14 protein-coding genes are annotated in these 17344 nt (G+C 74.1%); 8 read left to right on the plus strand and 6 right to left on the minus strand.

Translation table 11 applies throughout. The annotated features are described in order from the left end of the window. Positions 1 to 205 precede the first annotated feature (205 nt). The 5 genes from WME83_RS26040 to WME83_RS26060 all read left to right on the plus strand — a co-directional run bounded on the left by WME83_RS26040 (position 206) and on the right by WME83_RS26060 (position 5816). Positions 206 to 1078 carry a formylglycine-generating enzyme family protein gene (locus tag WME83_RS26040; RefSeq protein ID WP_437312393.1) on the plus strand — a complete coding sequence of 291 codons (873 nt, stop codon included), beginning with the start codon at positions 206 to 208 and terminating at the stop codon, positions 1076 to 1078. A 203-nt stretch (positions 1079 to 1281) separates the two neighbouring features. Further along, a complete protein-coding gene (locus WME83_RS26045) occupies positions 1282 to 2139 on the plus strand; it encodes a 1-acyl-sn-glycerol-3-phosphate acyltransferase (protein ID WP_437312394.1) in 858 nt (285 codons plus the stop codon). Positions 2140 to 2305: 166 nt separating this feature from the next. Then, positions 2306 to 3775, plus strand: a complete 1470-nt coding sequence (locus WME83_RS26050) for a serine/threonine-protein kinase (RefSeq protein ID WP_437312395.1) — start codon at positions 2306 to 2308, stop codon at positions 3773 to 3775. Next, positions 3772 to 4797 carry a hypothetical protein gene (locus WME83_RS26055; RefSeq protein ID WP_437312396.1) on the plus strand — a complete coding sequence of 342 codons (1026 nt, stop codon included), beginning with the start codon at positions 3772 to 3774 and terminating at the stop codon, positions 4795 to 4797. Before WME83_RS26050 ends, WME83_RS26055 begins: the two co-directional genes overlap by 4 nt. After that, positions 4797 to 5816, plus strand: a complete 1020-nt coding sequence (locus WME83_RS26060) for a hypothetical protein (RefSeq protein ID WP_437312397.1) — start codon at positions 4797 to 4799, stop codon at positions 5814 to 5816. Before WME83_RS26055 ends, WME83_RS26060 begins: the two co-directional genes overlap by 1 nt. A gap of 48 nt (positions 5817 to 5864) precedes the next feature. Here the strand turns inward: WME83_RS26060 and WME83_RS26065 are convergent, their stop codons facing one another. The 5 genes from WME83_RS26065 to WME83_RS26085 form a co-directional block, all read right to left on the minus strand. Beyond that, entirely contained in the window at positions 5865 to 6668 is an 804-nt protein-coding gene (locus WME83_RS26065; protein ID WP_437322044.1) for a hypothetical protein, read from the minus strand. Between the two features lie 18 nt (positions 6669 to 6686). Continuing rightward, positions 6687 to 7373 (minus strand): DUF2914 domain-containing protein, encoded by a 687-nt coding sequence (locus WME83_RS26070; RefSeq protein WP_437312398.1) that lies wholly within the window; start codon positions 7371 to 7373, stop codon positions 6687 to 6689. 290 nt (positions 7374 to 7663) lie between these two features. Next, positions 7664 to 7858 carry a hypothetical protein gene (locus WME83_RS26075; protein ID WP_437312399.1) on the minus strand — a complete coding sequence of 65 codons (195 nt, stop codon included), beginning with the start codon at positions 7856 to 7858 and terminating at the stop codon, positions 7664 to 7666. Between the two features lie 254 nt (positions 7859 to 8112). Next, complete coding sequence (locus WME83_RS26080) at positions 8113 to 8349, minus strand: hypothetical protein (RefSeq protein ID WP_020737154.1); 237 nt, start codon at positions 8347 to 8349, stop codon at positions 8113 to 8115. Between the two features lie 108 nt (positions 8350 to 8457). Continuing rightward, positions 8458 to 9051, minus strand: coding sequence for a hypothetical protein (locus WME83_RS26085; RefSeq protein ID WP_437312400.1), 594 nt, complete (start codon positions 9049 to 9051; stop codon positions 8458 to 8460). A 99-nt stretch (positions 9052 to 9150) separates the two neighbouring features. Here WME83_RS26085 and WME83_RS26090 point away from each other — a divergent pair, with 99 nt between their 5' ends. Together WME83_RS26090 and WME83_RS26095 are read left to right on the plus strand one after the other, a co-directional pair. Next, positions 9151 to 10332, plus strand: coding sequence for a serine/threonine protein kinase (locus tag WME83_RS26090; RefSeq protein ID WP_437312401.1), 1182 nt, complete (start codon positions 9151 to 9153; stop codon positions 10330 to 10332). Continuing rightward, positions 10329 to 13610 carry a hypothetical protein gene (locus tag WME83_RS26095; protein ID WP_437312402.1) on the plus strand — a complete coding sequence of 1094 codons (3282 nt, stop codon included), beginning with the start codon at positions 10329 to 10331 and terminating at the stop codon, positions 13608 to 13610. Before WME83_RS26090 ends, WME83_RS26095 begins: the two co-directional genes overlap by 4 nt. 159 nt (positions 13611 to 13769) lie before the next feature. Here the strand turns inward: WME83_RS26095 and WME83_RS26100 are convergent, their stop codons facing one another. Next, entirely contained in the window at positions 13770 to 14603 is an 834-nt protein-coding gene (locus tag WME83_RS26100) for a hypothetical protein (RefSeq protein ID WP_437312403.1), read from the minus strand. 330 nt (positions 14604 to 14933) lie between these two features. On the opposite strand from WME83_RS26100, the gene WME83_RS26105 reads away from it, so the two are divergent. Next, entirely contained in the window at positions 14934 to 17312 is a 2379-nt protein-coding gene (locus WME83_RS26105) for a cyclic nucleotide-binding domain-containing protein (protein WP_437312404.1), read from the plus strand. Positions 17313 to 17344 lie beyond the last annotated feature (32 nt).

Below are 17344 nucleotides of genomic sequence, written 5' to 3' on the forward strand. Positions count from 1 at the left end.
GGAGCGCCGCGCGCGGGCGGCGCCGCCCCCGGCGGGTGGCTCCGTCCGGACACAGAGAGGGTCGATGAAGGAGGAAGGCGGAGGACGAAGGTCCGTGTCGAGGACGATCTGGCGCGACGAGCCGCGGCGGAGAGCGCGCGGAGGGCGGCGCGCGCGCTCGACGGGAGAGCGCAGCTCTGGCACCCTGATCGGCGAGGAGCCCGCCATGCGCGCTCGATCTCTCGCCGTTCGGATCGCCTCGCGCCTCGGGCTCGTCTCCCTCGTCAGCGCTTCCTGCACCGGCGGCCTCGGCTCCGGCGACGACGACGCCTCGGGCGGCGGGGGGGCGGCATCGACGTCCTCGTCCTCGTCGACCTCCATCGGGCTCGCCGGCAGCGGCGGCGCTGGAGGAAGCGGCGGCGCCGGGGCGGGCGGCGCTGGAGGAGGCGGCGGCGGAGGAGGCGGCGCGGGGGGAGGCAGCGGCGAAGTCGACGAACAGGACTTTCCGCTCGACACGCCGCCCGAAGGGCCGTGCCCGCCCGACATGGTGGAGATCGAGGGATACTGCATCGATCGCTTCGAGGCGCCGAACATCGAGGGCGCCCTGCCGCTCGTGATGGAGAGCGCCGTCTCGGCGAACGCCTGGTGCCAGGAGCGCGGCAAACGCCTCTGCACCGAGGACGAGTGGGACACGGCGTGCCAGGGCCCGGAGGCGCTCGTCTATCCTTACGGAAACACCCACGAAGCCGGGCGCTGCAACGACGACAAGACGTGGATTGCGCCCGACGAGGGGGCGCTCAACACCTGGCCTTCCGACGAGGCGCTCGCCGAGGTCCAGGCGCTGTACCAGGCCGAGCCGAGCGGCTCGCGGCCGGGGTGCGTGAGCGCGTTCGGCGTCTACGACATGACAGGAAACGTCGAGGAGTGGGTGGTGCGCACCAAGTACCACGTCAACGAGTATCCCCATGTCCTCAAGGGCTGTTACTGGTCCGGCTGCTTCGGCGGCGCGAAGCCGCGGTGCAGCTCCACGAACCCGGCGCACGCGGACGGGTTCCGCTTCTACGAGACCAGCTTCCGGTGCTGCCGCGACGCGCAGTGACGGGGTGACGGGCGGTCGCCGCCCCGGCCCGCGCCGCGGCGGCCTCGCTCGCGAAGGTCCCCTGCGCCGCGCGCGAGGCCGCGCGCCCGACGCCCGGCGGCGCGCGCCCCGGACGAACCGCTTCCCCTCGGTCGCGCCGCAGGCTAGGGCACCGGGACACGGTGCTGACCCTGCCAAGAGAGCCCCGCCCCAGCCTCGACCTCGTGCGGGACGCCATCGCCGCGTTCTCGGCCAAGGGCCGCGAGCGCGCGCGCCCGGACGACCTCGACGCGCGCGACCCGGCGTTCATCGCCCGCGTGCTCCCGCTGCTCGGCTTGCTCTACGACGACTACTTCCGCTGCGAGACCGAGCTCGAAGCGGCGCTGCCCGACGGCCCCTTCCTCGCGGTCAGCAACCACAACGCGATGACGGGAATGCCCGATATGTACTGCCACATGACGGCGTTCTGGCGCCTTTATGGGCCGTCGCGCCTGTCCTACGGGCTGATGCACGATCTCCCGTTCAACGTCCCGAAGGCCGGCCCCTGGCTCAACGCCTGCGGGGCCATCGCCGCGAGCCAGGAGAACGCGCGGCGGGCGCTCGCCCGGGGCGCGGCGGTCCTGGTCTTCCCCGGCGGCGATCTCGACGCCTGCAAGCCCACGTCGGCGCAGTACACGATCCGCTTCGGCCGGCGCCGCGGCTTCGTCCGGCTCGCCATCCGCGAGGGCGTGCCCATCGTGCCGATCGTGAGCGCGGGCGCGCACCAGTCGCTCTACATCGCCACGGACGGGCGCAAGGTGGCCGAGTGGCTCCGCCTCCCCCAGCTCGCGCGCTCGAACGTCGCGCCGCTCGGCCTCGCGCTGCCGTGGGGGCTCATCGTCGGCATCCCGATCCCCCATGTGCCCCTTCCGGTGAAGATCCACACGCGCGTGCTCCGCCCGCTGCACCTCGGCCTCCCGCGCGAGGCCGCGGACGACCCGGACGAGGTCGAGCGCGCGTTCGCGCGGATCGTCGCGCGGATGCAGGCGGGGCTGGACGGGCTCCGGACGGCCGGCAGGCACGGCCTCTTTCCGCGCGGTTGACAAGGTAACCGCAGCGACGTGGCAGCGCGGTGGCGCCCGAGAGCGCCCGTGACGCCAGCGGGCAGCGCCCTTCCGCGGCGAAACCTGCCGGAGCATGACAAAGGGCGCTGGGGCGCGCGCGGCTCTCGGAAAACCGAGTCCGTTCATGTAGGCTTGAGCGCCAGCCGTGACCCCCGACCGCACCGCGCAGCTCCTCGCACCGGTGGCCCAGCCCGGAGAGCTCATCGCGGCCAAGTACCGCGTCGAGCGGGTCGTGGCCATCGGCGGAATGGGCGTCGTGCTCGCGGCGCGCAACGAGGATCTCGACCAGCAGGTCGCCATCAAGATCCTGCGCCAGGACGCCCTCACCAACCAGGAGGCGGTCGCGCGCTTCCTGCGCGAGGCGCGCACCGCGGCCCGCCTGCAAGGCGAGCACGTCGCGCGCGTGTTCGACGTCGGCACCACGGAGAGCGGCGTGCCCTTCATGGTGATGGAGTTCCTGAGCGGGCTCGATCTCCAGCAGGTCATCGAGACCCACGGCCCGCTGTCCATCCAGGACGCAGTCGACTACGTATTGCAGGCGCTGGAGGCGGTGGCCGAGGCGCACGCGGCCGGCGTCGTGCACCGGGACATCAAGCCTTCGAATCTGTTCCTCGCCGAGCACCCGGACGGGACACGGCACATCAAGGTCCTCGATTTCGGCATCTCGAAGGGGCAAGGGCTCGACTCGCCGGCGGAGCCGGGGCTCACGTCGACGAAGCAGGTGATGGGCTCGCCCGGGTACATGTCGCCCGAGCAGATGATGGCCCCGAGGACGGTCGACGGGCGCGCCGACGTGTGGTCGTTCGGCGTGCTGCTGTACACGCTGGTGACGGGCGAGCCGCCGTTCCAGGGCGAGACGGTCGCCGCGGTGATGGCGAACATCCTCCACCAGCCGGTGCCGCGGCTGCGCGACAAGCGCAGCGACGCGCCCGCCATGCTGGAGCGGATCGTCGCGCGCTGCCTGGAGCGCGACGTGAGCGCCCGCTACGCCAACGTCGGCAAGCTCGCGCAGGCGCTCGATCCGCTCGGGTCGAGCTTCGCGAAGCTCTCGACCTCGCGCATCCAGAGCGCGATCGGCGCGGCGTCGCCGGCCGGACAGACGCTGCTCAACTCGAGGGCGGCCGAGGACAGCGACCGGCTGTCCGGCGCGTCGTGGACGCACACGGGCTTCCGCCGCCGGTCGCGGCGCAGGCTGCTCGTGGCCGCCGCCGTGGCCGCGCTGCTCGCCAGCGTGGCCGGCGCGGGCGTGTGGCTCGTCGGGGGCGTGCGCGTGGCCCCGGAGGCGCCGAGCTCCGCCGCGGCGGGCGAGCCCGACCGCCCTGGCGGCCCTGCGCTCGTCGCCGGCACGGCGGCCGCGGCATCGCCGAGCGCGCCGGCCGCGGCATCGCCGAGCGCGTCCGCGGCAGCGCCGAGCGCGCCCGCGGCATCGCCGAGCGCGCCGGCCGCGGCGAGCGCTGCGCCCCCGAGCCCTGCGCCCAGCGCGGCCCCCGCGGGCAGCGCCGCGACCGGCGCGCGACCGAAGGCGACCGCGGCGGGAGCGCCGCACAGGCCGGGCCCCCTGCCCCGGCCGCCGGGGTCGACAAGTGAGGACGAAATGCTGAGGAGCCGCCATTGAGATCGTATCGAGCGCGACACGCGGGCGCATGGCTCGCGCTGCTCTCCGGGCTGACGTTGACCTCGCCGCTCCGGGCGCAGCCGACGGCGGCGGACAAGGCGCTCGCCGAGGGGCTGTTCCAGGACGGCAAGAAGCTCATGGACGAGGGCAAGCTGACGGAGGCGTGCCCCAAGCTCGCCGAGAGCCAGCGGGTGGATCCCACGGTCGGGACGCTGCTGAACCTGGCGGTGTGCCACGAGAAAGAGGGCAAGACGGCCAGCGCGTGGGCCGAGTTCAAGGAGGCGTCCGCGCTCGCGGCGACCGCCGGGCAGCAGGATCGCTCCCAGTTCGCGGCCAAGCGCGCGGCCGAGCTCGAAGCTCGGCTGACGCGCCTCGTCCTGGAGATCGCGGAGGCGGCGCCGGGGATGTCGATCACGCTGAACGGCCAGCAGCTGAGCGCCGCTGCTGCCACGGGCTCGGGCATCCCCGTGGATCCGGGCACGGCGACGATCGAGGCCAAGGCGCCGGGCAAGCAGCCGTGGTCGCAGCAGGTGACGCTCGAGCCCGGCCCCAGCGCGCCGCGGGTGGTCATCCCGCCGCTCGCGGACGCCGCCGTTCAGCGGCCGGCGCAGGCCGCTCCCCCTCCCCCGGCGCCGGTCGTCCGGCCGGGGCCCGCCCGGCCCGAGGCGAGCGGCAGCCCGGTGCGCACGCTCGGCTTCGTCGCCGGCGGGGTCGGGCTCGCCGGGCTCGGCGTGGGCGCGGTGTTCGGGATCATGGCGATCCAGAAGGCCGGGGACGTCGAGGTGGGCTGCAGCGGCAATTTCGGCTGCAGCCGCGCGGACGTCGAGGCGAACGAGCGCGCCCGGACGACGGCGATGGTCTCGAACATCGCCGCCGGCGCGGGGCTCCTGTGCCTCGGGGCCGGCGTGGCGATGGTGCTGCTGTCGCGGTCGCCGGAGGCGCCCGTCGCGGGCGAGCGCGTCTGGCTCTCGCCGACCGTCGCCTCGGACGGGGGGCGCATGACGCTCGGAGGGAGGTGGTGATGCGGGGGTCGAAGCGCTCTACCGCGACGCTCGCGCTCGCCGCGCTCGCGCCGTGCCTCCACGGCTGCGCGGAGATCGCGGGGATCGAGGATCGCCAGGTGATCCCGCTGATCGTGATCGCCGAGAACCAGGGGGCGCCTCGGGGCATCGCGCTCGACGAGGAGGCGATCTACTGGACCAGCGCGAGCGCCGACGGAAGCCAGGGCGGCGCGCTCCGGCGGCAGATCAAGGACGAGCGGGAGGTCGTCGACCTGCTCGCGCCCTCCAGCGAGGTGCCCGACGTCATCGCGCTGGACGCGACGCACATCTACTGGTCGAGCACCGACGCGGCGTTCACCGGGGACTGCGACAGCGCCAAGCATAAGCGCGACAAGGTGCGGAAGCTGCCGAAAGCCGCGAGGTTTCCGGCTGCTTTCGAGGAGCCGCTGTGGGGCAGCTGCGGCGCCGCGGAGGCGATCGCGCTGAGCGCCGACAACGTCTACAGCGCTCGCCCGAACGGCAGCCGCATCACCTGGGTCCCGAAGGCCGGCGGCACGCGAAAGGATCTGTTCGTGGGCGACGAGCCCGCCGGGGTCGCGACCGACGGCGCCCTCGTCTACTGGACCGATCGCGCCGACAACACGCTCTCCGTCGACAACACGAGCGACGCCGACGAGGCGGAGCAGCTCCGCGCAGACCTCGTGGAGCCGGGCCTGCTCGTGCTGGACGAAGCCAATCTCTACTGGCTCACCCCGGACAGCGTGATGCGGTATCCACGGAGCCCGTCGGGGGGCGAAGCCCCGTCGCCCCTCCTCGCCGACCTGTCCGGCCCCCCCACCGGGATCGCCGTGCACGGGGACTACCTCTACGTGACCGTCAGGGCGGCGGGGACCGTGTACCGGATTCGCAAGGACGGGACCGCCGATCGAGAGATCCTCGCGGAGAATCAGGGCGGCCCGACCGGCATCGCCGTGGACGGGTCAGGCGTCTACTGGGCGAACACCGACGCCGGGCAGATCGTCAGGTTCACCGACGAGTGATCCGCGGCCCGAGCGGCCGCGCCGCGCGGACCGCCCGGCGTCCCGGGATCAATCGATCTGCAGATGGTAGTGGGGCGGCCGCGACTCCTCGAGCGCGAACACGCCCCCGACCTCGTCGATCCCCTCGAGGAACGCGCGCTTCTCGGACGGCGTCATGTCCCGGTTCCGGATGTCGACCGCGCCTTCCCTGAGGTGCGCCGAGATGAACACGCCGCGGTCGATCTGGGCGCGGATCACCCGCTCGAGGGCCGCGATCACGGCCTCGGTGGGCTCGTCGGCCGAGAGCCCCTCCTCGTACGCGCTCTTGATCTCGCGCGCCGCCGCCTTGTCCTTGTAGAGGCCGAGGACGTCGGCGCCGTGCCGGAAGAGATCGTGCATCGCCTCGGCCTGCCGCGCGGGGTCGCGCGTGCCGCTCGTGACCACGAGCTCCTTTCCGGTCCGCCGATGGTAAGCGGAGGCGATCTCCGCGACCTTCTGCTCCACGGCGGGCGCCAGATCGACGCCGGGCAGGAGCACGTAGCGGCGCTCCTCGTCGGCCTCGGCCGACGTCACGCCCCGCCGGGGCCGGGCGAGCGCGGGCGGCTCGTCGTCGGAGCGCTCGACGTCGGACGGGTCGTCCTCCGTGCTCTCCGGGACCTGCAGCGACAGCACCCGGGCCGCGGGGCCGTCGGGCACCCAGAAGTCGAGCTCCCCCGGGTCGCCGGGAGCGCGGGCGGCCGCGGGCGAGCGCCGCGGCCCGGCGGCGTCGGGCTCCCGGGCCACGCGGGAGACGCAGCCTCCCGCGGCGAGCGCGAGGGCGAGGACGGCGGCGCGGCGGGCGCGCCAGAGCGAGGCGAGGTGCGAGCGCAACATGCGAGCCACGGGCGCCTCCTACGTCGTGATCGTGAACGAGGCGCGCGCGAGCTCCTTACCCGCCGCGTCGTTGACCGTCACCGACCAGGGCCCCGCCGCGCGCGCCTTCCGCGTGGCCGCCCAGGTGCGAAAGCGCCGCTCCGCGCCGACCGCCAGCGGGATGCGCAGCGGCGCGCCCCCGTCGGGCGGCGTGAAGACGACGGTGATCTCCGAGGCAGCCCGGTCCTTGTTCGAGAGCTCGACGAACGCGTAGAGACGGTCGATCTCCGCGCTCGCGAACGACGTCGCCGGCTCGACCGGCTCGCGGCCGGCGATGCCCTTCGCGACGACGAGCCGCATCACCTGCAGCTCGGGCGCCGCGGCAGCCTCCTCGCCAGCGCCGCTGTCCTGCGGCCCGCGCCCCGCGGCGCGCGCCTCGAGGGCCGACCCCGACCTGCGGCGCCGCTCCCGCGCCGGGCCGCGGGCCGCGATCGCCGTGTCGAGGCGGTCTGCGTCGCTCCGGCCCTCCACGGCAGCGCCGTCCGCCGCCGACCGCGCCTCGGCGTCCTCCGCGGCCCTGCTCGCCTGCCCATCGCCCGGCCGCCCGTGGGCAGCGCGGCTCAGCGCCGGCGGCTCTTCCCGGGCGATCCGCGCGATCGCCTCGCTCGCGTCGCTGCAACCGAGCGCCCCCCCGCCGAAAGCGGCGGCGGCGAGCGCCAAGACCATGGTTTTCCGCGTCGTTCCCCGGGTATGCACACCGACGAGGTGCCACGATTCAGCGGGGCGGGCGAAAAAACGGCGACGCAGCGGCCCGGGGCCCCGTCGCCTTCGCCGGGCTCACCGCGCTGGGCTCACGAAGAGCCGCCGGCGCGGAACGGACGCGGAGCTCGAACGAAACGCCGCCAGCGCGGCGGGGCCGAAGCCCTCTCAAGAATGACAACGCACCGCGTTATAACGACGCGGTGTGCCCGCGCTCCACGGGAGCACGGCCACGAGGGGCGTCGAGGCGCCCGGTGTCAGCGCTTCGGACGGGACCAGCGCGGGCTGTTGGCCAATTCACCCTCCTGGGTGGGCCCGAAGCTCGTGATCGCGCTGTCTTCGATCATCAGGATGAGCAGGCCTCCGCTCGCGCCTCGTGCCGTCGTCGCCCGGGATCCCTGGCTTGTCTCCCGTGACGAGTGGTCCGAGCCTTCCGCTGCGATCTGCTTCATCTCCAACTCCTTCAACACTTCAGTCCGGCTGTCATCGCTCCGGCTGGCTGGCCAGCCTGTACTTCCGTGCACCGCGTCTGGAGCGAAAAACGGACCTGGGCGCGAATGCGCCAATGTTCGCAGAATAGTCACGGCTTCGACCGAAAATCATCAGGAAAGAACTTTCCCGATGATTTCTGTCCGGTACAGCTTGGGCGTCGGCGCTCGCGCTCACCTTGCGCGCTTCTGCCTGCGCGTGCAAGCGCGCGAGCGCTTCAGCGGCGGCCGAAGCCGGGCAGCTGGCGGGCTCTGGCCACCACCTCGTCGCAGTCGATGCAGCGCATGAGCCCATCGACCAGCTCCATGCTGCCGAGGCTACCGCACTCCGGACAGCGGTTCGCGAGCTGGTGCTTGCTCTCCTCGCAGAGGCGGTTCTGCTCCGCCTCGGCCTCCGCCTCGGCGCGGAAGATCTCGGCCGGCGTGCGAGCGTCGCGCTTTCGGTCAGCATCCATGGCGCGCAACGTATCACGCGCGCCGAGCGCCCTGCGAGCGCCGCGCGGCCCGGCGCGCCGCCGACGCGGCGACCGGGAGGCGCGGCGCTCGCAGGGCGCCGGCCGGAGCTAACGCACCGACTCGAGCAAGCCCCGGAAGCCCGAGCGCGCCGACTGCACCGTCTCGTCCGGGCCGACCATCCTGAAGAACCAGTTGCCGCGATCGGGCGTCCTCACCGCCGCGCCGACGAGCCGGTAGCCGTCCTTCACCATCTCCACGGGCGCGCGCCTGCGGGCGCCTCCCTGGGGCCCGAGCGGGATCTTGTAGGTGCCGGCCACCTCGACCAGCTCGACCCGCATGCCGCGGACCTCGAACGACTCCCGCCTGGCCTTCGCCCCGACGTCCCCGTCGAACTGCGCGAACCACTCCCTGAAGTTCGCCTCGACGTCCCCTTTGCTCCCCAGGCCGAACGACAGGACCTGCACCTCGACGTCGTCCTTGTCGTCCGCCGCCCTCGGCACCTTGTAGATCGCCTTACGCGGGCCGGCGCGCGGCGCCTCGAGCGCGGCCCAGCTCCCCGGGACGTCCCACGCGAGGGGCGCGGCGACCGGCGCGCCGGAGGCGGCCGGCGGCGGCTCCGGCTCCGCCGCGGTCCGCGAGCAGGCCGAGACCGCGAGCGAGAGGATCGCGGCTCGGGCGAGCGAGGCCCGACGTGGGTGCATGGAGGCCAGTTCTACCACCGGACACGAAATCGGGTGTAAGCCCTTGGTACCGCTCGCACGTAGAAGAGACGCTCCGGCCAGGGAGAGGAGACGGCGCGCATGGACCAGATCGGCGAGTACCTCGTTCGACGCCTCGTCGGCGAGGGGGGGATGGGCAAGGTCTATGAGGGCGAAGAGCGCCTGTCGCGCCGGCGCGTCGCGCTGAAGGTGCTCCGCCAGGAGCTCGCCCGGAGCGAGCAGGGGCGGCGGCTCTTCCTGAACGAGATGCAGATCCTCGCGCACCTCGAGCACCCGAACATCGTCCGGAGCCTCGCCAGCATCGAGGCCTCCGGCGAGCTCGTGATGGTGCTCGAGTACCTGGACGGCCAGACGCTGCGCTCCCTCCTCGGCGCCGCCGGCCGCCTCCCCTGGCCGGAAGCGGTGCGGATCACGGCCAGCGTCGCGAGCGCCCTCGCGGCGGCCCACGGGCAGCAGCCGCCCGTGATCCACCGCGATCTCAAGCCCGAGAACATCATGGTGCAGAAGGACGGCGCCGTGAAGGTGATGGATTTCGGCATCGCCAAGGTCGTCGAGGCGATGAACCAGACGAACACGCAGAGCGTCGGGACCCTGCAGTACATGAGCCCCGAGCAGATCGACGCGCGATCCATCGATCACCGCTCGGATCTCTACTGTCTCGGGCTGATCCTGTACGAGGCGCTCTCCGGGCGCCCGCCGTTCCAGTCGGCCTCGCCGCGGGAGCTGCTCAACCTGCAGTGCACGGCAGAGCCCCCGCCGCTCGACGACGACGTGCGGAGCGGGCTGCCCCGCGGCGTCGAGCAGCTGCTCTTCCAGCTGCTCGAGAAGGCGCCCGAGGATCGGCCGTACCTCGCGCAGGACGTCGTGGATCGGCTGGAGCCGTTCCAGACCGCCGCGGCCGCGCCGCGCGGGGCGGCGAGCAGCGAGCGCGCCGCCGGCAGCCGGGATCGCGCGAGCGCGCCGCATCGGACCGGCGACGAGGGCCGCGCGAGCGCGCCGCATCGGACCGGCGACGAGGGCCGCGCGAGCGCGCCGGGAGCAGCGCGCGTCACCGGTGGAGCGGGCGCGCCGCGCGCCGACACCATCGCACTCGTCGAGCAGATCGACCGGAGACGCGACGTCCCGGCCGGGCTCGCGATCGCCATCATCGTGGCGCTGTCGGCGCTCGCGGGCCTCGGGACCTACGCGCTGCGCTCGAGGGGCGGCGCGCCGGAGCCGCCCGCCAGCGCCGCGACGCCGGCGCCGCCTCCGGGGGCGCGGTGAGGCGCGCGTCGCCGGCGCAGGCGGGCTACACGGAAGGCGCGCCCCTCCCGGCCGTGGGCTCCGCGGCGCGCTGGCGCTGCGGCGCGGCGGAGGAGCTGTGGCGGCTCGGCGAGGCGGATCAGGGCGGCCCGGCGGGGCCCGAGCGCGAGGCCGTCGCGGCGCGCCTCCTCGCGCTCGGCAGCGCCGGCGTCGGCGGCTTCATCGACGGCGGCATCGACGCGCCGGCCGAGAGCGGGCCCGCCGCGGGCCCGGGCGGCGCGCGCGTCTGGCTCGTGCGGAGGCTCGCGGGCGCCCCGCTCGCGGACCGGATGCGCGCTCGGCGCGGTCCCTTTCCGTTTCAGGAGGCGCTAAGGCTCGCCCTCCCGATCGCCCGCGCGCTCGCCGCCTGCGAGCGGGCCAGCCTGTTCCCAGGCCCGCTCTCGCCCGACGCGGTCCTCGTCGACGACGCAGGCCACGTGACGCTGCCCGCGAGCGCGCTCGTCGCGGCGCTGGTCGGGGCCCCGGCGAGCGGCGGCGCCGGCGCTTCGCCCCGCGCCGCGGGCGCGCGGGTATCCTCGGAGATCCCGCCGCTCTGGACGCCGCCGGCGCAGGCCGACGGCGCGATCTGGGACAGCGCCGCGAACCGGTATGCGCTCGGGCTCGCGCTGTACCGCCTGCTCGCGGGAGAGCACCCGTTCGCGGGCGCGGGCCTGCGGCACGCGCTCGGCGAGGCCGCTCGCCGAGAGCCCCCGCCGTTCGTCGAGAGCGTCGCGACGGCGCTGCCCCCAGGCCTGCAGGGCCACGTCCTGCGGCTGCTCCATCCGGATCCGGCGCAGCGGCCGCCGCGCGCCGAGGCGATCGCGGACGCGCTGACCGGGTTCCTCGAGGGCGATCCGCCGGCGCAGGTCGCCCGGACCTCGCGCCGCGGTGGGGCGGCGGCGCGGACGGGCGCCGGCCCATCGGCGCAGACGGGCTCCGGCGCCGCGGCCCAGACGGGCTCCGGCGCCGCGGCCCAGACGGGCTCCGGCGCCGCGGCCCAGGCGGGCTCCGGCGCGACGGCGAGCGCGCCGCGGGGCGAGGCGGCCGCCCGCCGCGCGCCGCCTGGGCCCGCCAGCGCCGCGGCGCGGCTGTGGCGGCTCGCGTCGCTCGGCGCCGGCGCGCTGGTCGCGTCGGCCGCGCTCGCGATCTCGCGGGGCGCGCCCGAGCCGGCGGCGCCGCCGGCCGTCGCCGTGGCGCCGGTCGCGCCGCTCGCGCAGGCGCAGACGGCGGCGGAGGACTGCGCGGCGTGCCACGGCCGCCAGGCCTCGGAGTGGCGCCGCTCGGTGATGGCGCACTCGGTGAAGAGCCCGCTCTTCAACGCGCTCGAGAGCCTCATCGAGGAGCAGGTCGGGCGCGACGCCGACTGCCCGAACGGCGCGGGCATCCTGCGCAAGGTCGACCCCGCGCGCGCCTGCCGCGACCGGCAGAGCGGCGTCGTGGTGACCGGCTCGGGCGGCGAGCACTGGTGCGTGAACTGCCACAGCCCGGCCGAGAACCTCGACGCCGCCATGCCCGCGTGGGACGGCCGCCCCGGCGGCGACCCCCGCGCGCGCCTGCCCGTGCGCGACCTGCTCACCCGCCGCGGTCTCGAGGGGGTCTCCTGCGGCTTCTGCCACCAGGTGCACGGCCCGGTCGGCCCGCGCGGGCGCCCCGGGTACCAGGGCAACGCGACGTGGACGTCCTTCACGACCGGCGCCGTCTTCGCGGCGCGCCCCGAGGACGCGCGCGGCCTGTTCGGGATCGCCAACAGCGGTTACGACCTCCGCCCCGAGGAGCTCTTGCTCCCCGCCGGCCAGCGCGCGGACCTCCGCGCCGGGCGCTCGCCGGCGCGGCCACCGGTCGGCGACGACCCCGTCGTGCACGGCCGGCCGTCGGCGAGCGCCAGCGCGTACCTGCGCTCCAGCGAGTTCTGCGGGGCCTGCCACGACGTGCGCCTCTTCGGCACCGACAGCCTCGCGGCGGCGCGGGGCGAGCATTTCAAGCGGCTGCGCAACGCCTACACCGAGTGGGCGGAGTGGGCGAGATCCGAGGAGCGCGCGGGCCGCGCCGCGGCGAGCTGCCAGGACTGCCACATGAGCACCTACCCGGGTGTCTGCGAGGCGGCCCCGGCCGGCGCCGCGCAGGCGGCGGCGCCCGATCCCGAGTGCCCGCCCGGCACGCGCTTCGCCCCGCGCGCGCCGGGGGCGCGGCCGCGGGGCCGGATCGCGGATCGCTCCACCGCCCCGGCGGACGTCGCGACCCACTACTTCTCTGGCGTGGATGTGCCGCTGTCGGACGAGTTCCCGGAGGCGCTCGTCGACGAGCCGTCGCTCGACGCGCACGGCATCCCCACGAGCGCCCGCCGCCGCCGCGATCTGCTGCTCCGCCACACCTTCCGCTTCGCGCTCGGCGCCGCGCGGCGCGCCGGCGCGGCTGGCAGCCGCGTCGAGATCCCGATCGAGATCGAGAACGTCGGCGCCGGGCACAAGGTGCCGGCAGGCTTCAGCCAGGAGCGCGAGATCTGGGTTCACCTCGCGGTCAGGGACGCAGATCGGCGGGTGATCTACGAGGTCGGCCGCGTCGACCGCGCGGATGAGGACCTGAAAGACAAGGTGTTCACCCGGGTGACCACCCACCCGGACGCGAACCACCCTCTTGGGCCCGCGGGCGCCCAAGGAGGGTTGTTCGGGGCAGACGTGCGCGACGGGCCGGACGTCCCCCTCTGGGAGCCGCCTCCGCGGCTCGGCGGCACCTCGTTCCGCGGGCGAGGGCTCATCAACTTCCAGAACGGGTTTCTGCGTTGCGTCCGCTGCATCGGCGTCGTCGCCGCGGACGGCAGCTGCCAGCCCGGGCCCGGCCAGGGGCTGCACCACGCCGACCGGTACGCGGACGGGGACTACGATCCGGACACCGGCGCGTGCGGCTCGAACCTCGCGGGGCAGAGCGCCTTTCTGGAGACCTATTTCCCCGTCGGCGCGCTCGACGCGAGCCGCGGGGTCGTGAAGGGCCCGGACGCGATCATCGACACGCGCTCCGCGCCGCCCGGCGTGCCGATCCGGTACACGTACGACCTCCCGGCCGGCGCGCTCCGCGGCCCGCTCCGCGCCGAGGCGAGGCTGCTCTTCCGCGCGTTTCCCCCCTTCCTGATCCGCGCCTTCGCCGCGTACGAGCGCGAGCAGGCGCGGCGCGGCCTCAGGCCGACCGGCCCGCTGGTCACCGAGTCGATGCTCGGCCGCCTCGAGGTCGTCGAGCTCGCGCGGGCCGCGATCGAGATCCCCTGAGCCGAGGTGACCTCGATGGAGCCACCCGCGACGCAGCCCTCTCGGTGCACCGGCGAACAAAAAGGGGCGAGCCCTCACCCCGGCCCGCGGGGTAAGGGCTTCGCTGGTCGAGAGCTGAAAGGCTCAGCTCGCGGTGATGGTGAGGAGCGGCCCCGGCGATCAGGGAGGGGGCGGCGGCTCGTCCTCGACCGGATCGACGGGCAGCTTGTACAGCCGGCCGATCCGGTAGGGCCGCGTCGAGGGGGAGTAGTAGCTCGTCATCGACGGCGTGACGCTCCACGTGTAGCCGAGCAGGTGGTTCGTGATCGCGTCGGTGTACACGCGCATGGTGCCCGTCCCGGCCCCCGCCGCCATGTAACCGCCGGTGCACTCGCCTTGCCACCGGCTGTCCGCATACTCGCTGTCCGCGTCGAAGCACCCGTGCGGCGAGCTGGTCGAGTCCACGATCGGCACGGCGTACTGCTTCGTCCCGGAGTAGCGCGGCATGACCGGGCTGATCTCCTTGGCCGGGCCCGTGATGATGACGGTGTGACCGGCATAGGTGGAGGTGGCGTCGATGACGAGGACATCGCCCTTCTGGATGTCGACCGCCCTGCTGACGCGGCGGAAGTAGCTCTCGGGCTCCCGCGCGAGCCCGCCGAGCACCGGGCTGTCGTTGATGATGTCGTAGAGCTCGGCGGACGAGGGGCGCGACTTCACCCACAGGAACCTGATGTCGTCATCCGAGTAGCCCATCGCCTTCTTCAGCGACAGCACGAAGAAGCACGCGCCCTTGGTCCTGCCGGTCCAGGGGCTGATCTCGACGTCCTCGCCATCGATCTTGACGACCTCGGGGTCATCCCAGGTCATGTAGCACTTCTCGTCCCCGACGGTCGCGTCGTTGGTGACGGCGTTGTCGATGAAATCGAGGGCCCAGTCCGTGTGGTCCTTGGCGCTCGCGGGCGCCGAGCCCAGCATAACGAAGGACGCGGCAGCCAGCGATGCAACAGCCAAACTCGTCGTGCGCCTGCTCATACTTCTACCTCGTTGATGTGAATGACCTTGCATGTGCACTCTGGAACAGATGCTAGTCATTTCATGCTGAACCATCAAAGCAACCCTGGCGCCGAACATGCCGAGTCTAGCAGGATGGATATTCTCTATGATCGGCTTAGGTGTCAAGGCTTTTTCGGGGCGCTCCTCCTTTTTTTGCAGTTTTTCGAGCGCTCGAACGTGAAGTAAGACCATGTCGTCCCTTACGACAGCTGATGCGCGATGGTATGGAGCGAATCGCGCGCCGGGAGCCGCATTTCCGGCTGTGCCCGGCGACCGGGAGCCCTGCTGATGCCCTCATCGGACCACACCTACATCGATGGGCTCGATGCGGCGCGAGGCCGCCCCGACGCCTGGCCGCCGGCGGTGTTCGACGCCCCGTTGCTGCGAGGGCTCGACGAGCGCGCGCGGCGCGAAATCGCCGAGGCAGGGCGGCTCCGCACCCCCTCGACCGACGAGGTCGTCTATCGCGCCGGCGACGCCGGCGACGCGCTCTTCGTCGTCGCTTTCGGGCGCATCGCGCTGCGCGCGACACGCCGCGGAGACGATCGCGATACGGAGGTGCGCACCGCCGCTGTGGGCGATGTCCTCGGCGAGGAGGCGGTCGTGGGCATGTCGCGCAGGACCACCGCGATCGCCCTCGCGCCCAGCGTGCTCGCGGAGATCCCCGTCCACCTGTTCCGCCGCGCCGCCGGCCGCTCCGGCAAGGCCGAGATCGCCGAGAAGCTCGAGCGCGCGCTGCGGAGGAGCGCCACGCGCGACCTCCTCAGCACCCTCGCCTTCACGCGCGACCTCGCTCCGGACGACATCGACATGCTCCTTGACGCGGTGAGTCACCGGCGCTTCGAGCGCGGTCAAGCCATCTATCGCGACGGGGATCCCGCGACCGAGCTGTGGCTCATTGCCGACGGGATGGTGCAAATCCAGACCGAGGAGGGAGATCGGATTCATGTGCGGGCGTACCTCACCCGGGGCGATTTCTTCGGGGACGTCGAGCTCGACGAGGGTCGCCGCCGAACGGCGAGCGCCGTGGCCAGCGGCGCGGCGACGCTCCTGTCGGTACCGTCGAAGACGTTCGCCGGCCTCGCGCGGAAGCACCCTGATCTGATCCCGCGACTCCGGCGTATCACCGGCGACCAGCGCGCCGCCCAGGAAGCGATCGTCGCCGGCCAGGCGCGCAACCACACTGCACATCTCTTCCGGGACCTCTATCGCCTCCAGGTGGCGCGATCGCTCCTCGTCATCGATCTCGATACGTGCGCCCGCTGCGGACACTGCGCGTGGTCGTGCGCCGACGTACACGGGATCTCGCGACTCGTCCGCCGCGGCGACAAAATACGCGCAAGGGTGGATGACGACGCGGCAGACGCGCCCGCCGACGCGCCGGCGGAAGCGCCGGCGGAAGCGCCGCGGAGCCTGCTCCTGCCGAACTCCTGCCAACATTGCGAGAGCCCCGCCTGCATGATCGAGTGTCCGACCGGCGCCATCGGCAAGGACACGGGAGGCGAGGTGTTCATCCGCGACGCGCTCTGCACCGGCTGCGGCGCCTGCGCCAAGGCGTGCCCCTGGGAGAACATCGCGATCGCGCCGCGCCCCCCCGCCGCGCAGCGCCCGGGCGGCGCGGGCTCCGCAGACATCGCCGTGAAATGCGATCTCTGCCGCGAGCACGACGGCCCCGCGTGCGTGAAGGCCTGCCCCACGGGCTCGATCTTCCGCGTGAATCCGGCGGAGGAGATCGCCGACGTGCGCGATCTGCTCGGCGGGGCGCGGCGCGAGCAGCAGCGCTCCGCCGGGCAGCGGGGCGGCGCGGCGCTCCTCGCCGGGAGCGCGATCGCGGCGGCAGGGCTCGGCGCGGCGGGGCTGTCGGCGCACGCGCGCGGCGGGGCGCGGCCGGGCGACGGCGCCGCGCTCTGGGCGGGCGTCGCCGCGGCCGTGGGGGTCGCGCTGCTCCTCGGGTACGCCGTCCCGAAGCGCGCCGGGCGGCGGCTGTGGATGCGGCCCAGGCGGCGCGGCGCGGCCGACGAGGCGGACGACGCCGCGCCGGTCCGGAGCCGGCTGCGCCCGCAGCTGTCCGCGCACCTCGCGATCGGGCTCGTCACCGCCGGCCTCGCGCTCGCGCACGCGCCGTGGCCGCGGTCCGGCCGCCCGACCCTCGGCGCGGCGCTCCACCTCGCCTTCTGGGCGACCGCGGCGGCCGGCGCCTGCACGGCGCTCGCGTACCGGCTCGCGCCGCGGCGCCTCGCCCGGATCGAGCGCACCGCCGCGCTCCCCGAGGACTTCGCCGCCGCCCGCCGCGAGCTCCTCGACCGCTTCTACCGCGAGGTGAGCGGGCGCAGCGATCTGGTCAAGAAGATCGTCGAGAAGGTCCTCGTGCCCTACCTGAAGAGCCCCCTCGGCCCGCTCGCGCTCCTCGCCTCGGGGCGCGGGCTGCGCGAGGAGGAGCGCGCGCTGCGCGCCCGCATCGACGCCGTCCTCGAAGGCCGCGGCAGAGAGCGGCTGGCCGGCCTCTCGGAGCTCATCCGCATCGCCGTGGAGCTGCGCGCGCTCCCGGCCCAGCGCGCGCTCCTCGCCGCGCTCCGCGGCGGGCTGCCGGCGCACATCATCACGTTCGGCGTCGCCGCCGCGCTGCTCGTGCTCCACGCGATCACGGCGGCGAGCGTGCCCCGATGAGCGCGCGGCGGACGGCCGACAGGGCGCCTGAC

This window comes from Sorangium sp. So ce385 (assembly GCF_051474135.1).
GTDB lineage: Bacteria > Myxococcota_A > Polyangia > Polyangiales > Polyangiaceae > Sorangium > Sorangium cellulosum_D.